This window comes from Kribbella sp. NPDC026611 (genome assembly GCF_040638345.1).
Classification (GTDB): Bacteria; Actinomycetota; Actinomycetes; order Propionibacteriales; family Kribbellaceae; genus Kribbella.
The window spans coordinates 399,790-417,602 of sequence record NZ_JBEZYC010000006.1 but is presented as its reverse complement, the minus strand read 5'-3'; the positions used below and the strand labels follow the sequence as shown (position 1 = coordinate 417,602).

Genomic DNA, 17,813 nt, shown 5'->3' with positions numbered 1-17,813 from the left:
CCGGTGAAGGTCCAGTTTTCCGGCGTCGGCCAGGACCAGTTCTGGCTCGCGCCGTTCCGGCCACAGTCGAGGCGGGTCAGAGGCGGATCAGGTCGGCGACCTGCTCGGGGAGGCCGGGGGACGTCGTGATGTGGCCCATTCCGGGGACGACGTGGAGTACTGCGCCTGGAATCGCGGCCGCCAGGGCCTCCGCGTGAGCGAGTGGGTAGACCGGATCCTGGTCTCCGTGCACGATCGAGGTCGGTGCGGTGATCGAGGACAGCGGGGCCCGCAGGTCAGGGGCGTCCATCCACACCGCTCGGCCGTGGTTGGCCGCGGCCGCCGGGTCGGTCGCCCGCGAGAGCGCCAGCTCCAGCATCGCCCTGGCCGCCGGCTCGTCGAACGGCCGAACCGGCCCGTTGAAGATCCTGAACAAGGCCAGGTCGGTCTCCACACCCGGCGGCAGCCCGGCGGCCAGATGCGCGAGAAACGCGGATGACGGCGGGGGCAGATCATCCGGGTCGGCGGGCTCCCCCGCCTGCGCCCGCGCCCACGCCGTACTCGGATCATGACCCATCGGTGAGGTGGACATCAGCGTCAACGACCGGACCCGGTCCGGCGCATGCACCCCCAGCCACTGCGCGATCATGCCGCCGAGGGAAGTGCCGGCCACATGGGCGGATCTCAGTCCATAACCGTCCAGCACAGCCAGACAGTCGCGAGCCAGGTCCGGGATCGTGTACGGGTGCGCATCGAAGTCGACCACGCTGGACCGCCCGGTGTCTCGATGATCGAACCGGATCACCTGAACCCCACGCTGCACCAGCCGATCGACCAGCGCGTCAGGACAAAGGACTCCCTGAGCAGCCGACCCCATCACCATCAGCACCGCAGGCCGAGCCGGATCTCCGATTCGTTCCGTCCAGATCCGCAGCGGCCCGGAGTCCACGAATAGCTCGTCAGCACCCACCATGCCGGGCACTGTAATGGCTACCGACCACCGAGCGCCGACATTTTCCAACTGCTCAGTACTCCGGGACCTCGGTCTTGCCTTCGGCTACTTCTTTCATTTCGTCGGAGAGGGGCTTCTCCTGGACGACGAGAGCGAGGACGAGGGAAAGCGCCATGAAGGGGACGGTCCACCAGAACACGGTCCGGAAGGCGTCGACCTGGGTTGTGGTCGTCAGCCGGGCAGTCAGGATCGCGCCGAAGAGGGCTGCGCCGAAGGCTCCTCCGATGGACTTGAAGAAGTTGAGTGTTCCGGTGGCGACACCCAGGTCGCGGTGAGCGGCGGCGTTCTGCCCGGCGAGCAGCGATACCTGGACGAACAGGCCGATGCCCGCACCCGCGATCACCAGCGGAACGATGAGCGCGATCGCCGAAGTCTGTCCGTCGACCCGGCTGATCACCCACATCGCACCTCCGGTCAGTACGGCGCCGATGATCGGATAAGGCTTGTAGCGCCCGTTGCGCGCGATCAGCGGACCGGCGACCGCGGTGGCCGCGACCAGGCCGAGCAGCATCGGAATGACGTACAGGCCTGCCGTGAAGGCAGTCTTGTGCTGGACGGTCTGCAGGAACAACGGCACGTACAGCATCGCCACGAACAGCACGAGGGTGGCGATCAGGAACTGTACGGCGGCGATGTTGAAAACACTGCTCCGGAACAGGTGCAGCGGAGTGATCGGTTCGGCCGCGCGATGTTCGACCACCAGGTAGGCGATCAGGGTCAGGACGCTGCCGCCGATCAGCCCCAGGATGAGCGGCGAGCTCCACGCATGCCGCGTCCCACCCCACGTGGTGAACAGCATCACGCCAGTGGTGAAGACGGTCGCCAGGAGGCCGCCCCACACGTCGACCCGGCCGGTCGGCCGCGCCGATCGCGGTAGGTGCAGCCGGGTGGCGACGATGCCCAAAGCAACGATACCGATCGGGATGTGGAGGTAGAAGATCCAGCGCCAGGACAGCTCGTCGGAGAACAGGCCGCCCAGGAAGGGCCCGGCAATCAGGGCGAGCGTGGCGACAATGCCCAGCAGGGCTTGGTACTTCGACCGCTGCCGCGGCGGGATCAGGTCGCCGATGATTGCCATCACCAACGAGTTGAGTCCACCGCCACCGACGCCCTGCAGTCCCCGGAACAACACCAGCCAGAGCAAGCTGTGCGCCGTACCGCAGAGCACCGATCCGGCCAGGAAGACCACGATCGAGAACTGGAAGATCCGTTTCCGGCCGTACATGTCGCCGAGCTTGCCGAAGATCAGCGTGGTCACCGCGCTCGTCAGCAGGTACGACGTCGCGATCCACGAGGCGCCGGCCAGGTCGCCGAGATCGCGGCCGATGCTCGGCAGCGCGGTCGCGACGATCGTCTGGTCCAGGTTCGAGATGAACAGCACCAGCATCAACGGGACCATCAGCACGACCAGCCCGCGCGCTGCCGGCGCGCGGCGTTGGGTCACTTCGGGCAACGACATCGACTCACCTCCAGATAGGTAACTTCCATTCGAAGGTAAGTCACTTACCTTTTATAGTCAAGCGCGAGATAGCCTTGCACCGCGAAAGGTGAACGAGTGTAGGATGGCCGGATGGGTGACCTGGCGGCGCTGCCGCTGCGTGAGCGCAAGAAGGCGCTGAACCGGGCCGCGATCGTGGCCGCGGCCGAGCGGTTGTTCGAGGAGCGCGGGTTCGACAACGTCACGGTGGCGGAGATCGCCGATGCGGCGAACGTGTCGGTCAAGACACTGTTCGTCTACTTCCGGTCCAAGGAAGACCTGGTTTTCACCGACACCTGGCTGATCGACGCGCTGCTCAGCGCGCTGACGGAGCGCGCGCCCGGGACGAGTGCGGCCGAGGCCGTCACCGGCGTACTCAAAGATGCCCTGGCAGATGACACCGACGGTCGCGGCATCGAGGGCTTTCACCGTGGGTACGGCGAGTCCGAAGCCCTGCGGTCCGGTCTGCTGCGCATGTGGGTCGACTACGAGGACAAGATCACCAAAGCGCTGGCCGCGTACGACGGCGCCGATCCCACTCCCACCCACCGCCTGCACGCCATCCAACTGGTCGGCATCGTCCGCTCTCTCACCTGCCCCGAGACCCGGCAGCTGGTCAACGGACTCCCCCAGGACGCCGCCCGCACCGCACTCGAACGCTGGCTCCGCGAAGCAACCCCCCAGATCCCCGACCCACACCCCATCGGCAACAAGGCCGCTTCGCGACGACGCTGATCATCACGAGTCAGGCCGACCGATACTCGCGGCCAGGTCTTCGTCAGCAGGTCATGCAGAAGTGGAGTCGCCGCGCAGCCGGTTGTGGCCGTCGTCGTTTTGCAGCTCCCGCAGCACGGACAAGTTGCCCTGGACAGGCAGGTGACCTTCGCCGAGGCCGGCCAGCCCGTAGTGCTGGAGGAACGCGACCATGCCGTGCTCGAGGTGATCTCCGAGCCGGGCCAGCCGGCGCGCGAGTTGCACGTCACGCGACGTACCTCGCTGCGGATGATCGATCTGCTCGAGCGCGGCCATCAACTGCCCGCAGGTGGCGTGCGCGCCCAGGGGCGGCCGGCCGGCCCGGACGTTGGTAATGAGTGCGAGCGCGAACGCATCAGGGGTGATGGTCCGGCTCCACTGCAGATCCTCGATGGCGACACCGACGACGCTGCCGGCCAGGTCGGCGGCGAGGAAGCGCATCAGCGCGACGGTCGGCCCGTTCCACCAGGCGATCTGCCAGGCTCTCGCCGGGTCGGAGTGGCTGGGGTTCCAGCGTGAACCGACGGGTACGCCGGAGGCGACGGTCAGCTGGTGGGCGAATCGGGTGAGTAAGCGTCCGTCGCGACGGAGATGGTCGAGACGGTAAGGCGTGGTGCTCATGGCGGAGGTCCAACCAGAAATCCGCGAGCCAGGCAAGGCCACATGTTGGACCTCGTGCTCGCGGTGCCTCGAACGCTACGCGCCCGGTGGACGGTTTGTCGAGAACCGCGGTCGCACTCACACCTTCGGCCCGGACCGCGTTCTATCCGTGAAGCCCACCACCAGACAGGACCAGACTGATGATGCGCACCATTGAACCCAAAATGCTGTACTTCGGCACGCCAGTGGTGCTGATCAGCTCGCTGAACGACGACGGCACCACCAACGCGGCACCGATGTCGTCCGCGTGGTGGGTCGGACGGACCGCCATGCTCGGGATGAGCGTGAACTCGCAGACCGTCCACAACCTCACCGAGCGACCGCTGTGCGTGCTGAACCTGGTAGACCTCCCGATGGTCGATGCCATCGATCGGCTCGCACTGCTCACGGGCCGACGCGACGTTCCGGGGTACAAGAAGGCGCGTAGCTACCGGTACGAGCCGGACAAGTTCGCGGCCGCCGGTCTCACGCCCGTACAACTCACTCCGGACGGACCCCTGGCCGTTGCCGAGAGCCCGGTACAGATGGAGGCCGAGGTACGCGCGATCCACTCCATCGACTCGGCCGACGCCGGGCTGCGGGCCATGGAGGCCGCCGTACTGGCGACGCACGTCGACGAGAAGCTGCTCCTGCCCGGCCACAAGCACCACTTCGACCCGCTGGCCTGGGACCCGCTGATCATGAAGTTCACCGAGTACTTCGCCGGCGGAACGAACGCGCGGCCGTCCTCGCTCGCCGCGGGCTGGGGGATGCCGGCACTCACGCACTAGCCGGTGAGGCTGCGGACCAGGTGGTTGACGAGTAGGGCGGCGCGGGCTGGGTCGTCGGCGAGCGGGCCCAGCGCGTCGTAGGTGGGGAACGAGGTCACGGCGATGACGCCGGCGAGTACGTCTGCCTGGTCGAAGGGTGGTTCTGTCGTGAGGCGCCGTACGAGGTGCCGCAGCTGATTGCCGCGCCATTCTTCGCGTTGGGTCAGGATGGACGCGACCTCGAGGTCGGCGCCGGCCAGGCCGAACAGGGGCCGGAGGAGTTGGCGCTCCGAGTGCCAGAACAGGCAGGTCCGCCGCACGATCAGCGCGCACGCCTCGCCGGCGCTCAGATCCTGTGTGTCGGTCAGGAGCTGGTCCATGCCGGCACGGTCGGTGAGGTCGGCCAGCACCCCGTCGAGCAGCCCGCGCTTGGAGTGGAACTGGTTGTAGACGGTCACGCGGGTCACCTCGGCCCGGTTGGCGACAGCCTCGACGGTGAAGCGCTGCCACTGTTGCGTGGCCAGAAGTTCCCGGGCGGCATCGATGATGCCGCGGCGGGTTGCCGCGATCGCAGCGGCACGTCGGCCGGCTGTACTCAACTACTGATCCTCCTTGACACCGTGTACAGCGACTCACTATACAGGATGTAAAGCGACTGGAGGAGTCGAGGATGTCTCACAGAGGACTGCTGCTCGAGTTCGGCGGCCTGCCCGGTACCGGTAAGTCGACACTCGCCCGCCGGCTTGCCGCTGACACCAAGGCGGTCTGGCTGCGCATCGACGAGATCGAAGGTGCCATGCGCCGCAACGGGCTGACTCCCGAGCAGACCGGCATCGCCGCGTACAGCGTGGCCCACGACGTCGCCGCGAATCAGCTCCGGCGCGGCCTGACCGTAATCGCGGACGCCGTCAACCCGGTCACCGAGGCCCGCAACGGCTGGCGAGACCTGGCGACGGCCGTCGGCGCCGACCACGTGGTCATCGAAACGGTCTGTCCAGACACCACCGAGCACCGCCACCGCGTGGAGACCCGAGCCAGCGATCTTCCCGGCTGGACCTATCCCTCGTGGCCACAGGTGCACCAAACGATGACTGAGTACGAACCGCGCACCGACGCTCGCCTCGTCCTCGACACCACCCGCCCGGTCGACGTGTCCTATCAGGAACTAACCACCGCATTGAGCTGACATGTGCGCCGCCGCGGACACCGTCGGCGACGGTGTCCGCGGCGTGTGGGTCACGTGCTGATCTTGAACTTTGGTGAGGTTGCCAGTTCGGCCAGTTGGTGGGGCGTGAAGACCGGTTGCGTCAGTGGTGACAGCTCCGGGTTGTCGGACTTCTTGGTTTGCGCGACGTACACGACGGTGCCGTCGTCGTAGCGGTACGCGGCCCACTGGTCGTAGCTGCCGCGCCCGTTGGTGGTGAGTACGCCGACCTTCTTGCCGCCGACGTTCGTGATGGTGCAAGCACCGGTCCCGCCCCAGAACCTCTTCGCCAGCGTGCACGGGTCCGTCGCCTTTTTCCCGTCGGGCGTGGTCGACTGCACCAGCAACTGGCCGACCTGGTCGTCCTTCTGTACTGGGATAGTGGCCATGTACTCCCAGTAGTCCCGCTCCCCGTCATTGGACGCGTACTGGCTTTGTGGCCACCTCATCGGGCGACCGTCCGAGTACTTCAGGTCCGGCGCGCTGAACCCCGGCGGCAATGACGAGCTCAGGTCGCCCATCAGCGTCACCGCCCGAGTGGCGCGCGGACCCGCGGTCGCCGTACGGTCCACCTGGCCCTCCGGCCACGGGTCATTGGACTTCCGCGTCGTCGGAGCCACGGTGGAGGACACCGGCGGCACACTGGCGGACGGCTTCCCCGTCGCCACTGGCTGCGACGTACCGGCCACCATCTGGCCCACCGACCGGCTGCCGCTGTAGTTCGCGATCAGTGTGGGAACGGTCGCGGCCCCAACCGCCAACGTCACGGCAGCGACTCCCGCCCAGGCCGCCCTGCGCCGTTTCTGCGCCCGGCGGCCCTGCTCGAGAGCGCGCGCAGGATCCATCGACGACGGCGGGCTGCTGCGCACCATCACGTCGTGCAATGCCTCGTTGAGATCCTCTTCGTTCATCGAACCCTCTCCTCTTCCAGCACACCGCGCAGCGTTGTCAGCCCACGCGCGGCCTGACTCTTGACAGTTCCGGTAGAGCAATCGAGCAGCGCGGCCGTCTGCTCGACGGACTGGTCCTCCCAGTACCGCAGGATCAGTACGGCGCGTTGCCTCGGCGGCACCTTCGCGAGTGCCTCCAGCAGTACGAGCCGTTGGTCGGCCTGGCCGCCCGACGACACCGCCCCCTCGGGCGGCGGAGACCCCACCGACTCGAAGCGGAACCACCCCCGGCGCCGCTCGGACAAGAACGTCCGTACGAGCGTCTGCCTGGTGTAGTTGTCCATCGCCTCGTGCCGCTGGATCCGACGCCACGCCAGGTAGATCTTCGTGAACGTCTGCTGGACCAGGTCCTCCGCACGATGCCAGTCGCCGCACAGCAGGTACGCCGTACCGCGCATGGCATCGGAACGCGCCGCAAAGTAGGCCTCGAACGCGGCGTCCCGATCAGTCATCTGCTCTCCGATCCTCGATCTCGGGGTTAGACACGCCGACGACCCAGAAGTTGGTTGCATGCCCCCGGACTCGGGTGCTGCCTGGTCGGGTTGGAGGACCGGTGCCTGGTTACCTCTGCCTTAACAAATGGAGATTGCAACGCGGCGGCGGAGTTGTAAGACCGGGTTAATAGGTCGGCGCATCCGGCGGGATTAGGTTCGCGAATGCTGATTCTTTTCCCCTGTGATGCACAAGGAGCATTCATGCAGATCCATCGTCGCCACCGCGCGATTCGCCGTTCCGTCATCGGACTGGTGGCCGCGTCGGCTGCCGTCACGGCGATCGCAGTCCAGGCGCGGGCCTCCACCTCTGCCACCACCGCGGTCGCATCGACCACGTCCGGGGTCCTGCCGCGGGCCAAGACGATCTTGCCGAGCGCGGTCAAGGTCGACCTGCACGACGAGTACGTACGGCTGCCGCTGCACAAGGGCGATTTCAAGGGCCAGACCGTGTGGTACGTGCTGACCGAGGCGTCGGACCAAGGTGCGGCGGAAGACCTCGGGCTGAACTACGCCCCCAAGCTGGCCAACGCGTCGATCGGCTGCGCCACCTGTGTCCAGGACGTCACCCTGAGCGGCGGCAAGGACAATGTCTTCGGCGAAGCGACGGTTCACTTCGCCGGTATCCCGGACTTCGGCCCGACCCGGGTCCTGACGGCCGGCCCGACCGGTTTCCCGCCAGCGAAGGTTGCGGCCGGGGCCGTCGGCGACGCGAAGTACAGCCCGTTCATCCGGATCGCCGGCTCCCAGACCGTCTACAACGCGCCGATCGTGGCCGTCGGCAACGGCCCGTTCGATGTCGAGCACCACACGAACACCGCCGACCGCGTCCTCGCCGTTCACCCGGCGGCCAAGAACACCAAGCCTGCGGAGTTCCACGGCGCGTCCGTCGATCTCTTGCTGGTCCGTGGATTCGACTCCGGCAAGCCGATTCTCTACATCTCCACCGACGCCAGCGACGAGGCGGCCGCCGTACTGGAGCGTTCGACGTACGTGCCCGCCCTGAACGCCACTGCCTTCGCGGGCGGCGACGACTTCCTGGGCAGCGTCCGCGAACGCATTTTCCCGTTCGTGAACGGTCAGACCGGAGCGAACAACCCGCAGGCGCAGGGCCTCGCCCACCTCATCCTGGACGGTCACGCCGCCGAGGATGCGTCGCTGAAGAACACCGCGCTGCTCGAGGCGTTGCGTGCGGGTGGCGACGCGCTGAACGTCCAGGGCGACTTCCCGACCCTGACCGAGAACAACCGCCGGTCCGCGTACAGCCCGCTGTGGGAGGCGCAGTTCATCGAGTGGACGCCGAAGGCGATCAAGGAGGGCCTCGACACTCGCCAGACCGACGAGTTCAAGATCCTCAAGCTGGCCGCTGAGCGGCCCGACCTCCTGACCGGGCCCGGGGGAAGCACGTTCGGCAGCGCCAAGGCTCTGATCGACTGCCCGGTCATCGGCTACCTGGCCACCGAACCGGACGAGGACCAGATCCAGCCGGCCCCCGGATCGCAGGTCGACTTCCCCGGCGCGTACTTCCAGGGCTGACAATCCGCGCGCGACCGCCATCCCCGTGGCGGTCGCGCGCCAATAACCTCCGGGCCTTTTCCAGGAAATCATTCGCATTTCGAGACAATGACCGTTCTGTGCAAAAAACTCGGTTATCTTCGGGACCATGTTCGGTGTGCGAGGCGAGACGGCCCATCTGGCGTGGTACCGGACCGGCGAGGCGGCGGCCGAGGTCGCGTTCCTGCACGGTTTCTCGGACTCGGCGCGGTGCTGGGAGCCGCTGCTCGGCGAGCTGCCGGGGATCCGGGCGCTCGCGATCGATGCCCGCGGGCACGGCGAGTCCGGCCTTCCGGACGAACCGATCCGGTACGCCGGGCATCGCGACGACGCCGCTCTCGTGCTGTCGAGCCAGCCCCGGGACGGCGGTGTCGTCGTGGTCGGTCATTCGATGGGCGCGATGGCGGCCGCCTATCTGGCCGCGTCGAGGCCGGAGCTGGTCCGTGCAGTTGTGCTCGAGGACCCGCCGCCCGGCGGCCGGCGCGAGCAACCGGCAGGTTCGTGGTCCGAGCCCCAATGGCTCGCGGACCTGCGAGCCCTCGATCTGCCGGCACGGATCGCGCGGGGTCGCTCCGCGGATCCCGGCTGGCCCGAGGACGAGCTCGAGCCCTGGGCCGTGTCGAAGGCGCAGGTCAACCCGCACCTGTTCGACCTGCCGTTCGAGGAGGCGGCGCCGCTGACCGACCTGCTGGCTGCGACAACGTGCCCGGTGCTACTGATCCACGGCGACACCGATCGCGGTTCACTGATCTCCCCCGACTACGCGGCCCGCTGCGCCGAAGCAGCGGCCGGCGACTTCCACGCAGTACACATCCCCGGAGCCGGCCACTCAATCCACCGCGACAACCGCCCCCAGTACGTCGCGGAACTCACCACGTTCCTCGACCACCACCGGTCTGCGTCACTGGGTGGCCAGGGCTAGGCGGGCGGCTACCGCGAGCAGGACGGCTCCGGTGACGCGTTCGATGCGGGACTTGATGGCGGGGCGTAGGAGCCAGCGGACGAGGCGGCTGATGGCTGCGACGTACAGGCTGAACCAGCTCAGGTACAGGGCGGCGAAGATTGCCGACAGGACGAGTGCCTCGGCCCTGGTCGAGCCGGCGTCGCCGGTCAGGAACTGCGGCAGGAAGGTGACGAAGAAGAGGGCGACCTTGGGGTTGAGGGCGTTCGCGAGGAAACCCTGCCGCACATAGGCTCGCGGCCGCCGTGGCGCCGTGGGGGTTTGCTCCTCCTGCGCGGCCCGTCGGGTGCGAGCCGCGGTGCGTAGCGTCTGCACTCCGAGCCAGAGCAGGTAAATGGCTCCAACGATCTTGAGTACGGCGAACGCCCTGGCCGACGCCAGCAGCAGCGCCGACAAGCCCAGAGCCGCCGCGCTCGCGTGGACCGTCAGACCGAGCGCGCCCCCGACCATCGTTAGCAGACCGCCTCGCCGCCCACCGGCCAGGGAGTTGCGGGTGATCAACGCTTGATCGGGTCCCGGAATCATGATCAGTACCAGGGCCGCGAGGACGAAAGTGGTCATTTCAGGGTCCTTTCCCTGTCTCCAGCCGGATGCTGCTGGATCAAGGATGTGCCCGCGCTGACCCATAGGTCTAATGTCAATTATCGAGCAGATTCATAGATTTGGTTGATGATTCGCTGATTCAGAAGCGCCAGACGATGAAGTCGTCGTGGGGGTAAGTGGTGATCTCTCCGAAGGGTGGCGTGCCTGGGGTCGTTTCGGAGTGCTTGAGGAGGGACTGCAGGGCGTGCAGGTGGTCGACCGTCAGTTGCAATGGACGTTCGTCGGGCTGGTAGGTGGAGCCGATCATCGTGTCGTGGCCGGGGGTCGTGGTCATTTCGATGTGGCAGCCGAGGACGTGGCTGACGAGGTGGGTGGCGCAGAAGTCGACGAGGCGATCGATGGTCGTGGTGAACGTTGGCCAGTCCTCGACGTACAGACGGCCGGGGTAGACCGAGTCCCCGCTGAACAACAGTTGCGTGTAGCGGTCGTAGAAGATCACGGCGGCCTTGTGGTGGCCGGGCCCCGGCAGTACGTCGACCACTCGGTCGCCGAGGTCGACGGTCGCGGCGCCGTCCGGCCACTGGTCCAGGCCGAAGAATGCGATGACGTCGTCCACGGACGTCCCGACCACAACCGTGTCGGGCCGATCGGCGAACTGCTCGTCGCCGGCCACGTGGTCGCCATGCCCGTGGGTGTGGGCGATCGTCAGTCCGTAGCCGGTGCGAGGGTTGGCGGCCAACCAGTCGGTGATCAGCTGGTCGATCGTCCGGCGCAGCGGGAAGTACGCCGGGTCCGCGGTCGCGCCGGTGTCCAGGAGCAAGGCCCGCGAGTTGCCGAACAGCAGGAACAGGAACGGCGCCTCGTGACTCACGGACTTGTTCTGTCGCAGGATCACCGTGTGCGGGTCGTAGAAGTGCACCTGGATCTCCGGCGCCGGATCGTGCTTGGCCGACGGCCACCCCGGATGCCACGCGACCTCGAGATCCCCGGCCCCCGCCGCACCCACGCCGAAATCGATCATGCGCGCATCCTAGAACCGGGACGCCGAGCTCTCAGAAGGTTCGGCGACCGGCCCACCGTGCAAGATGGCTCCCAACGAAACACCCGACGTCAGGAGCACATCGTGGGCCGTGGTGGACTGACCCCGTCCGACCAAGTTGTCGTCGACCCCCAGGAGTGGGGCCGGCTCGAGTGGATGGTGTCGGGGGCGATCGGCAACTCCGACACCATGACGGTGGGTCGTTGCACGATCGAGCCGGGCCGGCAGAACCCGCCGCACTTCCACCCGAACTGCGACGAGGTGCTGCACGTCATCAGCGGCACGATCGACCACCGGCTCGGCGACGAGCAGCTGCCGATGTCCGCGGGCGACACGATCTCGATTCCGGCGGGCACGGTGCACAACGCCCGCAACGTCGGTACCGAACCCGCCGTGCTGATGATCGCGTTCTCCACCGCTGACCGGGAGGTCGTCGGCGAGTAGCTAGGTAGGTAGCGGCCGGTTGTCCACGACCTTCTTCATGACGATCGTCGACACCAGCCGCTGGACGCCGGGCAGGCGGGACAGTTTGCTGTCGCGGAGGTGCTGGAAGGACTCGATGTCGGCGGTCATCACGCGGACGAAGTAGTCGGGTTCGCCGAACAGGCGGTCGGCGTGGACGACCTCGGGGATCTCGGACAGGCCGGCTTCGAAGGCCTCGACCGATGCCTCCGCGTCCATCGTGATGGCCAGGTGTACTTCGAAGCCGTGGCCGACCGCCGCGCCGTCGATCACGGCCCGGTAGCCGCGGATGACGCCCGTACGCTCCAGCTCGCGCAGGCGGCGGTGGCACGGTGCCGCGCTCAGGCCGATGTGCTGGGCCAGGTCGGTGACGGTCAGGCGGCCGTCGAGCTGGAGGGCCGCAAGAATCTTGCGGTCGATCGCATCCATGACACGATTCTACTCACCTGAGGCGCTGAATGAGCACATATTGGCAAACATCCTGCTCGGTTTGAGCAGTAAAATTGCGTCATGCTGGATCTCCTCCCGATCGTCGCCGCCTGCTTCGGCATCCCGCAGTACCTCCCTCAGCTCCTCAAGCTTCGGCGGACCGGCGACACGGCTGGAGTGTCGTGGGCGTGGGCGACGCTGACGAGCATCAACAACGCGGCCTGGTTCGGCTACTTCATGGCCTCGGGATACTGGACTGCCGGCGCGCCGTCCACGGCCGCCTCGCTGCTCGCCGGAACGCTGTCCGTGATGCTCGTGCGCCGTGGCGCGTTGAGCCGGCGCTCCATCCCGTGGATCGGCGGCTGGGTCGGGCTACTGGTCCTCGCTGCTGTGATCGGTGGCCGCGTCGGACTCGGCGGCCTGCTGGCCGGCGCCGCGATCGTGCAGGTCGTGCCGTCACTCTGGACGGCGTACCGCACCGAGCATCCCACCGGCATCTCCAGAGGCACCTGGGCCCTCGTCCTCGGCGAACTCACCTGCTGGCTCACCTTCGGCCTCCTGCAGAGCGACGTCCGCCTGATCACCCTCGGCACAACCGGCGTCATCGCCAGCCTCCTGATGCTGGCCCGAACCTCATCGAGCACGACTAGGAGCGGCCGGCCTCCAGGATCGTGTTCAGTTCTTGGGCGGCCCAGCACTTCAGGGCGGAGCGCAGGGTCCGTTTGAGGTGACCGGTGACGAAGCGGGTCACGGTCGGGTGCACGGGATCGTCGCTGTGGATGACGAGCTCGCAGCAGGCCGAGTTGTCGCAGGTGGGAACGTACTCCAGGAGTACTTCGAGGCACGAGCCCGGGTGCACGACGGCGGGGAACGGGTTGCTCAGGATCCGGAAGTTCAGACATCGTTGGTCGGACCCATGATGGTGGTGTTTCCCGCCTTCGGACTCTTCCGGCTCGTGGTGGTCGTGCTCGCCACCGCCACACCCACATCCGCAGCCGTGGTGACGGACCGCGTCGCACGGGCAGGGTGGTGCGAAGCCGACGTGCGTGACGTGCAGGTCGCAGTCGCCGACGTTGCAGATCGCGATCGCCTGGCGGGCGTGGGTACCGAGCTCGACGCCGCCGAAGTCGGTGGTTCCGGTGACCGCGATGACCCCGCTGGGCGCGACGCCACGTACGTCGATCGTGCGCGGGCCACCCGGATCGTCGCTGACGACAGTGATGACCGCGCCGACGGGTCCGAAGACCACCGGCTGGAAGCGAAGGGTGAGCTCGACCGCGGTGCCGGGCAGGACTGTCAGCGGTAGCGCGTCGACCTCCGGCACGATGAACGCGGGATCCGACGAGCTCAGCTCGGTGACGGTGAGCAGGCAGTCGCCGCTGTTCGCGATCGTGAGCGCCTCGTCGTGGAAGTCGCCGACACAGGTCGCCCCGAAGTCTCCGGAGTCCGCGATCGACAACACCAGCCGCGGCGGCAGCGAGGTCCCGCGCAGCCGGACCGAGGCCGGACTCGACGGGTCGTTGCTGAACACCTGCAACAGTCCACTCGCGGTTCCGCGCGCGGACGGCCGGAACCGGATCGGTACGTCGATCGACGCGCCGGCCGCGACGACGAGCGGGTACGTCGTCACACTCGGAATCTCGAACTCCGCCGCCGACGACGTGATCCGGCTGATCCGCAACGAGCAGGGGCCGGCGTTGTTCAGCACGAGGTCGCGGTCGACGAACTCGCCGAGGCAGACGGCACCGAAGTCACCCCAGTCGGGCATGACGACCTGCAGATCGGCCACGCCGCCCAGTCCGGTCGCCAGTACGTCGACGACGGGCGCGCCTGGGTCGTTGCTCCGGATCCGGATCGTCGCGGCCTCCGCCGTACCTGGTGTGGTCGGCGTGAAGGCGACCGTGAAGTCGAGCTCTTCGCCGGCGCGGATCGTGACCGGCGTACCGGGTGCGGGCAGGACCCGGAATCCGGCGGAGCCCAGGCTGCGCTGGACGCTGTCGACGCGCAGCGTCCCACCGCCGACGTTGAACACCTGCAGGGTCAGGTAGCGGGTCCCGTCGCAGACCGTGCCGAAGTCGAGATTGGCCTCGAGGTTGACCGCGATCGCCGGATGGTCCGGCGTGGTCAAGGTGAAGACGCCACGGCCGTACGTCGCGGCATGCAGGGTGCCGCTGGCTGCGCCGATGACAAGATCGGTGACCGGCACGCGCGGGAAGTGGATGTCGTCGAGGACGCTCCACGACACCCCGCGGTCGATGGAACGCAGTACGCCGAGATCGGTGCCGACGTAGATCGTCGTCGGGGTCGCCGTGCCGTCGAGAGCGAGTGCGCCGTGGGGCACGTTGACTGGAGGTGAGACGTCGGCCCACGCCGTACCGCCTACGGTGGTTCGGAAGACGTGGCCGCGTTGGCCAGGTCCGCTGCCGTCGAAGCCGCCGAGTACGGCGTACACGACGGTCGGATCGGCCGGGTCGAAGGCTGCGCGCAGTACGGACCGGCTCGGCAGGTTGCGGGTGATGTCGGTGAAGGTCGGCGTACCGGCCGCCAACGCGTCGCTCGAGACGAACACGCGAAGTCCGACCGCGACGACGACCCGGTTGCCGTCGCTCGGCGCGACCGAGACCTGTCCGGCGCCGGGGAACGAGCCGACGATTCGCCAGGTACCGCCGCCGTCCTGGCTTTGCCACAGGTTCTGGTTGCCGCTGGCATAGACGACGCCGCCGTTGCTCGGATCGGTGGCGAGCGGGGACAGGTAGCAGCCGGCGTCGGTAGTGGTTCCCCACGGAGTGATCTCGGACCAGTTCACGCCGTCGTCGGTGGAGCGCCAGACCCGGGTGCAGGGAGGGGGCGACCAGAAGCCGCTGGTGGCGTACATCTGGCCGGCGATCTGCCCGTCGTAGACGACGTCCCAACCGTCGCCGCCGTTGGTGCCGACCCAGCCAAGACCGGTACCGCCGCTGGTCGTCTCGATCTGGTTGTCCTGCAGCGCTCCGACCGAGACGCTCGCCGTCGCGTCCGGGCGTACGTCGAGGTTGTAGAACAGACCGGTCTGAAGGCCGCCGGACGTCAATGACGTCCAGGTCGAGCCACCGTCGGTGGAGCGCGAGATGCCGCCGTCGTTACCGCAGTACACGGTCGACGGCGCCGGGGCGGGCTGCCGCGAGAACGCCCAGGCGTGGGTGTCCGGGTGCAGACCGGCCATTCCCGTGAAGGTCGCGCCCGCATCGGTGGATCGCGCCTGCCCGACACAGCCGAAGTAGATGATGTCTCCGCTGCCGTCACCCGGGGACGCGGGGTCGACCGCGAAGTGGAAGCTGTAACCGCCCTGGGTATTGGTCGGCATCCCGGTCGCGGAGCGCTGGGTCCAGGTCGCGCCCTGATCCGTGCTCATGAACAACCCGACCGGATCCGGCGCACCGCCTCGTCCGGCCAGCGCGACGTACAGCACCTGAACGCCGCCTGCTGCCGGCGGTGAGGTCGGCGGTGCGAGGTCGACGACCACCTTGCCGAAGGTTCGCGGAGCAGCGCCGATCGCGGCGGCGACCACTGGGGTCGTCCCGGTGAGGATCGCCGTCCAGTTCAGGCCGCCGTCGGTCGACTGGAAGACGCCGCGGCCGGCGACACCGGCGTACAGGATCCGCGCTGCCGTTGGAGAACTGGTGTCGAGGACGAGGGAGCGAGCGTCGCCGTTGCTACCGGTACCGCGGGTCCAGTTGAGGCCGCCGTCCGTGGAGCGGAAGACGCCCGAGCTGCTGCTGAGGTAGACGATCCGCGAGTCCGCGGGGTCGACGATGATCACGTTGATCGACTGGGTGAAGAACTGGTCCGCGTTGCCGAGGTTCCCGGCCGGGAATCCCGAGCCCATCCGGACCACGGTCGAACCGCCGTCCACTGACTTATAGAGCCCGGCCGCCGATTGCGGGGTGACGCGGCCGCTGGTGCCGACGTAGATCGTGGAGCTGTCGTTCGGGTCGATCGCGATGCCGTACGGCTCACCGATCCCCAAGGACAGCTGGCGGTCGAAGAGCGGCGTCCAGTGGGTGCCACCGTCCACCGTGCGCCAGACGCCGCCACCGGCCGTGCCCTGGTAGACGATCTGCTCGTCGTTGGGATGGACCACGATCGCGGAGGTCAAGCCGTTGTCTCGGCGGGCTCCCTCGGAGATCGGGCTCGGACCTCGGGGCGCCCAGACTGTGCCGACGAGCGTCATCGCTCCGACTCCCACACTCCGCCGGTATCGGCCTCAGTCTCAACGGCTTCCTCGGCACCGGCGGCCGTTTCGTCAGCGGCGGCTGATTCCTCGGCTGCGGCCTGGTCTGACTCGGTCTCCTCGGGCTCTCCCGGTTGCTGGGTACGCCGACGTACGGTGTCCGCGGTCGCCTCGGACGCAGGCAGCCGGATCGCCCCCGGAATCTCGTGAAACTCCGCCAAGGCCTCGGCGTACGCGTCGCTCGTCGGCGGCGCCCCACCACCGATCCTGCGCTCGACATACTCCCGATGCACCTGCACCGGATCAGCGTCTGGATTGCGGGTCAGCTCAGGCTCGCCGCCTTCTCCGCCGGAACCGCGACCACGCCGACCACCGCGACCGGCCGAACCCTGCCCTGGACCTGTCCGCTTCCTCGGCGGCATAGCCGCCTCCTCCCCCACCAACCGGCAAACACCGCACGGTTCAGGACGCAGCCTGAGTACGCCGCCACTCCCACCGCGCCACCAGACCAGAGCCAACCGCCACCACGGCCAGCACCGCCACGATCACCCACTCCAGCGACCCGTCACCCCGATCGGGATCCACCCCGAAAACGAACTCGATCCACTCCTGCCAGATCAAGGTGATCCCGCCCAGAACAGCACTCACCACCCCGAGCACCGTCACACCCCAGAACCGCCCCACAACCCACCCCCGATCCCACCCTCCTCTTTGCAGAATCCTCTGCGCCGTCCCACCAGTCAATGCCCTGGCAACGCGCTTTCCGTGCATTGAGTCAGTCGTTTCGTGATTGACAGCAGCAACTTGTTCGTGGCCGCCTCTGAAATAACCACCATAAGGCATTGACAGGCATATTTAGCGAGCAGAGACTGCCCCCAGGGGGAGGCACGTACGTGTGCCTGCAGGGAAGCAACCGACATCAAACGTCTGATCTCGCTACTCCCGCCCCCAATGAGTGGGGGGCACCAGTATGGCAATCGACGCGGCGTTGTTCTCTCGTACCCGGTGTTACTTCTTCAAAGGCAGTCGCTATATCCGCGTCACACGTGGCGACACCGGTCCCGGAACAGTGGATCCGGGATACCCAGGACCGATCTCCAATTGGGGTTGGCCGGCCGGATTTGGTGCGAACGGTATCGACGCCGCGCTCTATTCACACACGAAGTGCTACTTTTTCAAAGGCAACGAATACATCCGCGTCACCCGCGGCGACACCGGTCCCGGAACAGTCGACCCCGGATACCCGGCCCCGATCTCCAACTGGGGATGGCCCGCCGGATTCGGCGCCAACGGTATCGACGCCGCGCTCTATTCACACACGAAGTGCTACTTCTTCAAAG

The 17,813-nt window shown here is 67.4% G+C and carries 20 protein-coding genes; 8 read left to right on the top strand and 12 right to left on the bottom strand.

Annotated features, from left to right (window positions below; translation table 11 throughout):
• Window positions 1–76: 76 nt before the first annotated feature.
• Together AB0E69_RS26300 and AB0E69_RS26295 are read right to left on the bottom strand one after the other, a co-directional pair.
• Window positions 77–952 (bottom strand): alpha/beta fold hydrolase, encoded by an 876-nt coding sequence (locus AB0E69_RS26300; protein WP_360151311.1) that lies wholly within the window; start codon window positions 950–952, stop codon window positions 77–79.
• Between the two features lie 52 nt (window positions 953–1,004).
• Complete coding sequence (locus AB0E69_RS26295) at window positions 1,005–2,450, bottom strand: MDR family MFS transporter (RefSeq protein WP_360151308.1); 1,446 nt, start codon at window positions 2,448–2,450, stop codon at window positions 1,005–1,007.
• Window positions 2,451–2,561: 111 nt separating this feature from the next.
• Between AB0E69_RS26295 and AB0E69_RS26290 the strand changes: the two genes are divergently transcribed.
• The gene (locus tag AB0E69_RS26290; protein ID WP_360151305.1) at window positions 2,562–3,203 is read left to right on the top strand and encodes a helix-turn-helix domain-containing protein; all 642 of its coding nucleotides are present in this window, start codon (window positions 2,562–2,564) and stop codon (window positions 3,201–3,203) included.
• A 51-nt stretch (window positions 3,204–3,254) separates the two neighbouring features.
• Here the strand turns inward: AB0E69_RS26290 and AB0E69_RS26285 are convergent, their stop codons facing one another.
• Window positions 3,255–3,842: a hypothetical protein gene (locus AB0E69_RS26285; RefSeq protein ID WP_360151302.1), complete on the bottom strand. Its 588-nt coding sequence runs from the start codon at window positions 3,840–3,842 to the stop codon at window positions 3,255–3,257.
• A 179-nt stretch (window positions 3,843–4,021) separates the two neighbouring features.
• Between AB0E69_RS26285 and AB0E69_RS26280 the strand changes: the two genes are divergently transcribed.
• On the top strand, window positions 4,022–4,651 hold the full coding sequence (locus tag AB0E69_RS26280; protein WP_360151299.1) for a flavin reductase family protein: 630 nt from the start codon (window positions 4,022–4,024) through the stop codon (window positions 4,649–4,651).
• On the opposite strand, the gene AB0E69_RS26275 is transcribed toward AB0E69_RS26280, so the two are convergent.
• The gene (locus AB0E69_RS26275; protein ID WP_360151296.1) at window positions 4,648–5,229 is read right to left on the bottom strand and encodes a helix-turn-helix domain-containing protein; all 582 of its coding nucleotides are present in this window, start codon (window positions 5,227–5,229) and stop codon (window positions 4,648–4,650) included. The two genes, AB0E69_RS26280 and AB0E69_RS26275, sit on opposite strands and share 4 nt — an antisense overlap.
• A 71-nt stretch (window positions 5,230–5,300) precedes the next feature.
• On the opposite strand from AB0E69_RS26275, the gene AB0E69_RS26270 reads away from it, so the two are divergent.
• Complete coding sequence (locus AB0E69_RS26270; RefSeq protein ID WP_360151293.1) at window positions 5,301–5,816, top strand: ATP-binding protein; 516 nt, start codon at window positions 5,301–5,303, stop codon at window positions 5,814–5,816.
• A gap of 50 nt (window positions 5,817–5,866) precedes the next feature.
• Here AB0E69_RS26270 and AB0E69_RS26265 read toward each other — a convergent pair whose 3' ends face one another.
• Together AB0E69_RS26265 and AB0E69_RS26260 are read right to left on the bottom strand one after the other, a co-directional pair.
• Window positions 5,867–6,745 (bottom strand): hypothetical protein, encoded by an 879-nt coding sequence (locus tag AB0E69_RS26265; protein WP_360151290.1) that lies wholly within the window; start codon window positions 6,743–6,745, stop codon window positions 5,867–5,869.
• Window positions 6,742–7,236 carry a SigE family RNA polymerase sigma factor gene (locus AB0E69_RS26260; protein WP_360151287.1) on the bottom strand — a complete coding sequence of 165 codons (495 nt, stop codon included), beginning with the start codon at window positions 7,234–7,236 and terminating at the stop codon, window positions 6,742–6,744. The genes AB0E69_RS26265 and AB0E69_RS26260 overlap by 4 nt, the downstream gene beginning before the upstream one ends.
• 243 nt (window positions 7,237–7,479) lie before the next feature.
• On the opposite strand from AB0E69_RS26260, the gene AB0E69_RS26255 reads away from it, so the two are divergent.
• Both AB0E69_RS26255 and AB0E69_RS26250 read left to right on the top strand, forming a co-directional pair.
• The gene (locus AB0E69_RS26255) at window positions 7,480–8,811 is read left to right on the top strand and encodes a hypothetical protein (RefSeq protein WP_360151284.1); all 1,332 of its coding nucleotides are present in this window, start codon (window positions 7,480–7,482) and stop codon (window positions 8,809–8,811) included.
• Between the two features lie 127 nt (window positions 8,812–8,938).
• Entirely contained in the window at window positions 8,939–9,751 is an 813-nt protein-coding gene (locus AB0E69_RS26250; protein ID WP_360151281.1) for an alpha/beta hydrolase, read from the top strand.
• Here the strand turns inward: AB0E69_RS26250 and AB0E69_RS26245 are convergent.
• Together AB0E69_RS26245 and AB0E69_RS26240 are read right to left on the bottom strand one after the other, a co-directional pair.
• Window positions 9,731–10,351, bottom strand: coding sequence for a LysE family translocator (locus AB0E69_RS26245; RefSeq protein WP_360151278.1), 621 nt, complete (start codon window positions 10,349–10,351; stop codon window positions 9,731–9,733). The genes AB0E69_RS26250 and AB0E69_RS26245 overlap by 21 nt on opposite strands.
• Before the next feature lie 121 nt (window positions 10,352–10,472).
• On the bottom strand, window positions 10,473–11,354 hold the full coding sequence (locus tag AB0E69_RS26240; RefSeq protein ID WP_360151276.1) for an MBL fold metallo-hydrolase: 882 nt from the start codon (window positions 11,352–11,354) through the stop codon (window positions 10,473–10,475).
• Between the two features lie 102 nt (window positions 11,355–11,456).
• Here AB0E69_RS26240 and AB0E69_RS26235 point away from each other — a divergent pair, with 102 nt between their 5' ends.
• Complete coding sequence (locus AB0E69_RS26235; RefSeq protein ID WP_360151273.1) at window positions 11,457–11,816, top strand: cupin domain-containing protein; 360 nt, start codon at window positions 11,457–11,459, stop codon at window positions 11,814–11,816.
• Here AB0E69_RS26235 and AB0E69_RS26230 read toward each other — a convergent pair whose 3' ends face one another.
• On the bottom strand, window positions 11,817–12,263 hold the full coding sequence (locus AB0E69_RS26230) for an Lrp/AsnC family transcriptional regulator (RefSeq protein WP_360151270.1): 447 nt from the start codon (window positions 12,261–12,263) through the stop codon (window positions 11,817–11,819).
• 81 nt (window positions 12,264–12,344) lie between these two features.
• On the opposite strand from AB0E69_RS26230, the gene AB0E69_RS26225 reads away from it, so the two are divergent.
• Window positions 12,345–12,989: a hypothetical protein gene (locus AB0E69_RS26225; RefSeq protein WP_360151267.1), complete on the top strand. Its 645-nt coding sequence runs from the start codon at window positions 12,345–12,347 to the stop codon at window positions 12,987–12,989.
• On the opposite strand, the gene AB0E69_RS26220 is transcribed toward AB0E69_RS26225, so the two are convergent.
• The 3 genes from AB0E69_RS26220 to AB0E69_RS26210 form a co-directional block, all read right to left on the bottom strand.
• Window positions 12,910–16,473, bottom strand: a complete 3,564-nt coding sequence (locus tag AB0E69_RS26220; protein WP_360151264.1) for a choice-of-anchor D domain-containing protein — start codon at window positions 16,471–16,473, stop codon at window positions 12,910–12,912. The genes AB0E69_RS26225 and AB0E69_RS26220 overlap by 80 nt on opposite strands.
• On the bottom strand, window positions 16,470–16,772 hold the full coding sequence (locus AB0E69_RS26215) for a hypothetical protein (RefSeq protein ID WP_360151261.1): 303 nt from the start codon (window positions 16,770–16,772) through the stop codon (window positions 16,470–16,472). The genes AB0E69_RS26220 and AB0E69_RS26215 overlap by 4 nt, the downstream gene beginning before the upstream one ends.
• A 163-nt stretch (window positions 16,773–16,935) precedes the next feature.
• Window positions 16,936–17,121: a hypothetical protein gene (locus AB0E69_RS26210; protein WP_360151258.1), complete on the bottom strand. Its 186-nt coding sequence runs from the start codon at window positions 17,119–17,121 to the stop codon at window positions 16,936–16,938.
• A 322-nt stretch (window positions 17,122–17,443) separates the two neighbouring features.
• Between AB0E69_RS26210 and AB0E69_RS26205 the strand changes: the two genes are divergently transcribed.
• On the top strand, window positions 17,444–17,813 hold a 370-nt coding region (locus AB0E69_RS26205; RefSeq protein ID WP_360151255.1), incomplete at its 3' end, for a hemopexin repeat-containing protein.

What these genes read in the sequence shown, in the direction of transcription:
- AB0E69_RS26255 (WP_360151284.1), top strand. Translation starts at nt 7,480, where the DNA reads ATGCAGATCCATCGTCGCCACCGCGCGATTCGCCGTTCCGTCATCGGA.
- AB0E69_RS26270 (WP_360151293.1), top strand. Translation starts at nt 5,301, where the DNA reads ATGTCTCACAGAGGACTGCTGCTCGAGTTCGGCGGCCTGCCCGGTACC.
- AB0E69_RS26290 (WP_360151305.1), top strand. Translation starts at nt 2,562, where the DNA reads ATGGGTGACCTGGCGGCGCTGCCGCTGCGTGAGCGCAAGAAGGCGCTG.
- AB0E69_RS26285 (WP_360151302.1), bottom strand. Translation starts at nt 3,842, where the DNA reads ATGAGCACCACGCCTTACCGTCTCGACCATCTCCGTCGCGACGGACGC.
- AB0E69_RS26300 (WP_360151311.1), bottom strand. Translation starts at nt 952, where the DNA reads ATGGTGGGTGCTGACGAGCTATTCGTGGACTCCGGGCCGCTGCGGATC.
- AB0E69_RS26245 (WP_360151278.1), bottom strand. Translation starts at nt 10,351, where the DNA reads ATGACCACTTTCGTCCTCGCGGCCCTGGTACTGATCATGATTCCGGGA.
- AB0E69_RS26295 (WP_360151308.1), bottom strand. Translation starts at nt 2,450, where the DNA reads ATGTCGTTGCCCGAAGTGACCCAACGCCGCGCGCCGGCAGCGCGCGGG.
- AB0E69_RS26225 (WP_360151267.1), top strand. Translation starts at nt 12,345, where the DNA reads ATGCTGGATCTCCTCCCGATCGTCGCCGCCTGCTTCGGCATCCCGCAG.
- AB0E69_RS26260 (WP_360151287.1), bottom strand. Translation starts at nt 7,236, where the DNA reads ATGACTGATCGGGACGCCGCGTTCGAGGCCTACTTTGCGGCGCGTTCC.
- AB0E69_RS26240 (WP_360151276.1), bottom strand. Translation starts at nt 11,354, where the DNA reads ATGATCGATTTCGGCGTGGGTGCGGCGGGGGCCGGGGATCTCGAGGTC.
- AB0E69_RS26265 (WP_360151290.1), bottom strand. Translation starts at nt 6,745, where the DNA reads ATGAACGAAGAGGATCTCAACGAGGCATTGCACGACGTGATGGTGCGC.
- AB0E69_RS26280 (WP_360151299.1), top strand. Translation starts at nt 4,022, where the DNA reads ATGATGCGCACCATTGAACCCAAAATGCTGTACTTCGGCACGCCAGTG.
- AB0E69_RS26220 (WP_360151264.1), bottom strand. Translation starts at nt 16,473, where the DNA reads ATGACGCTCGTCGGCACAGTCTGGGCGCCCCGAGGTCCGAGCCCGATC.
- AB0E69_RS26230 (WP_360151270.1), bottom strand. Translation starts at nt 12,263, where the DNA reads ATGGATGCGATCGACCGCAAGATTCTTGCGGCCCTCCAGCTCGACGGC.
- AB0E69_RS26250 (WP_360151281.1), top strand. Translation starts at nt 8,939, where the DNA reads ATGTTCGGTGTGCGAGGCGAGACGGCCCATCTGGCGTGGTACCGGACC.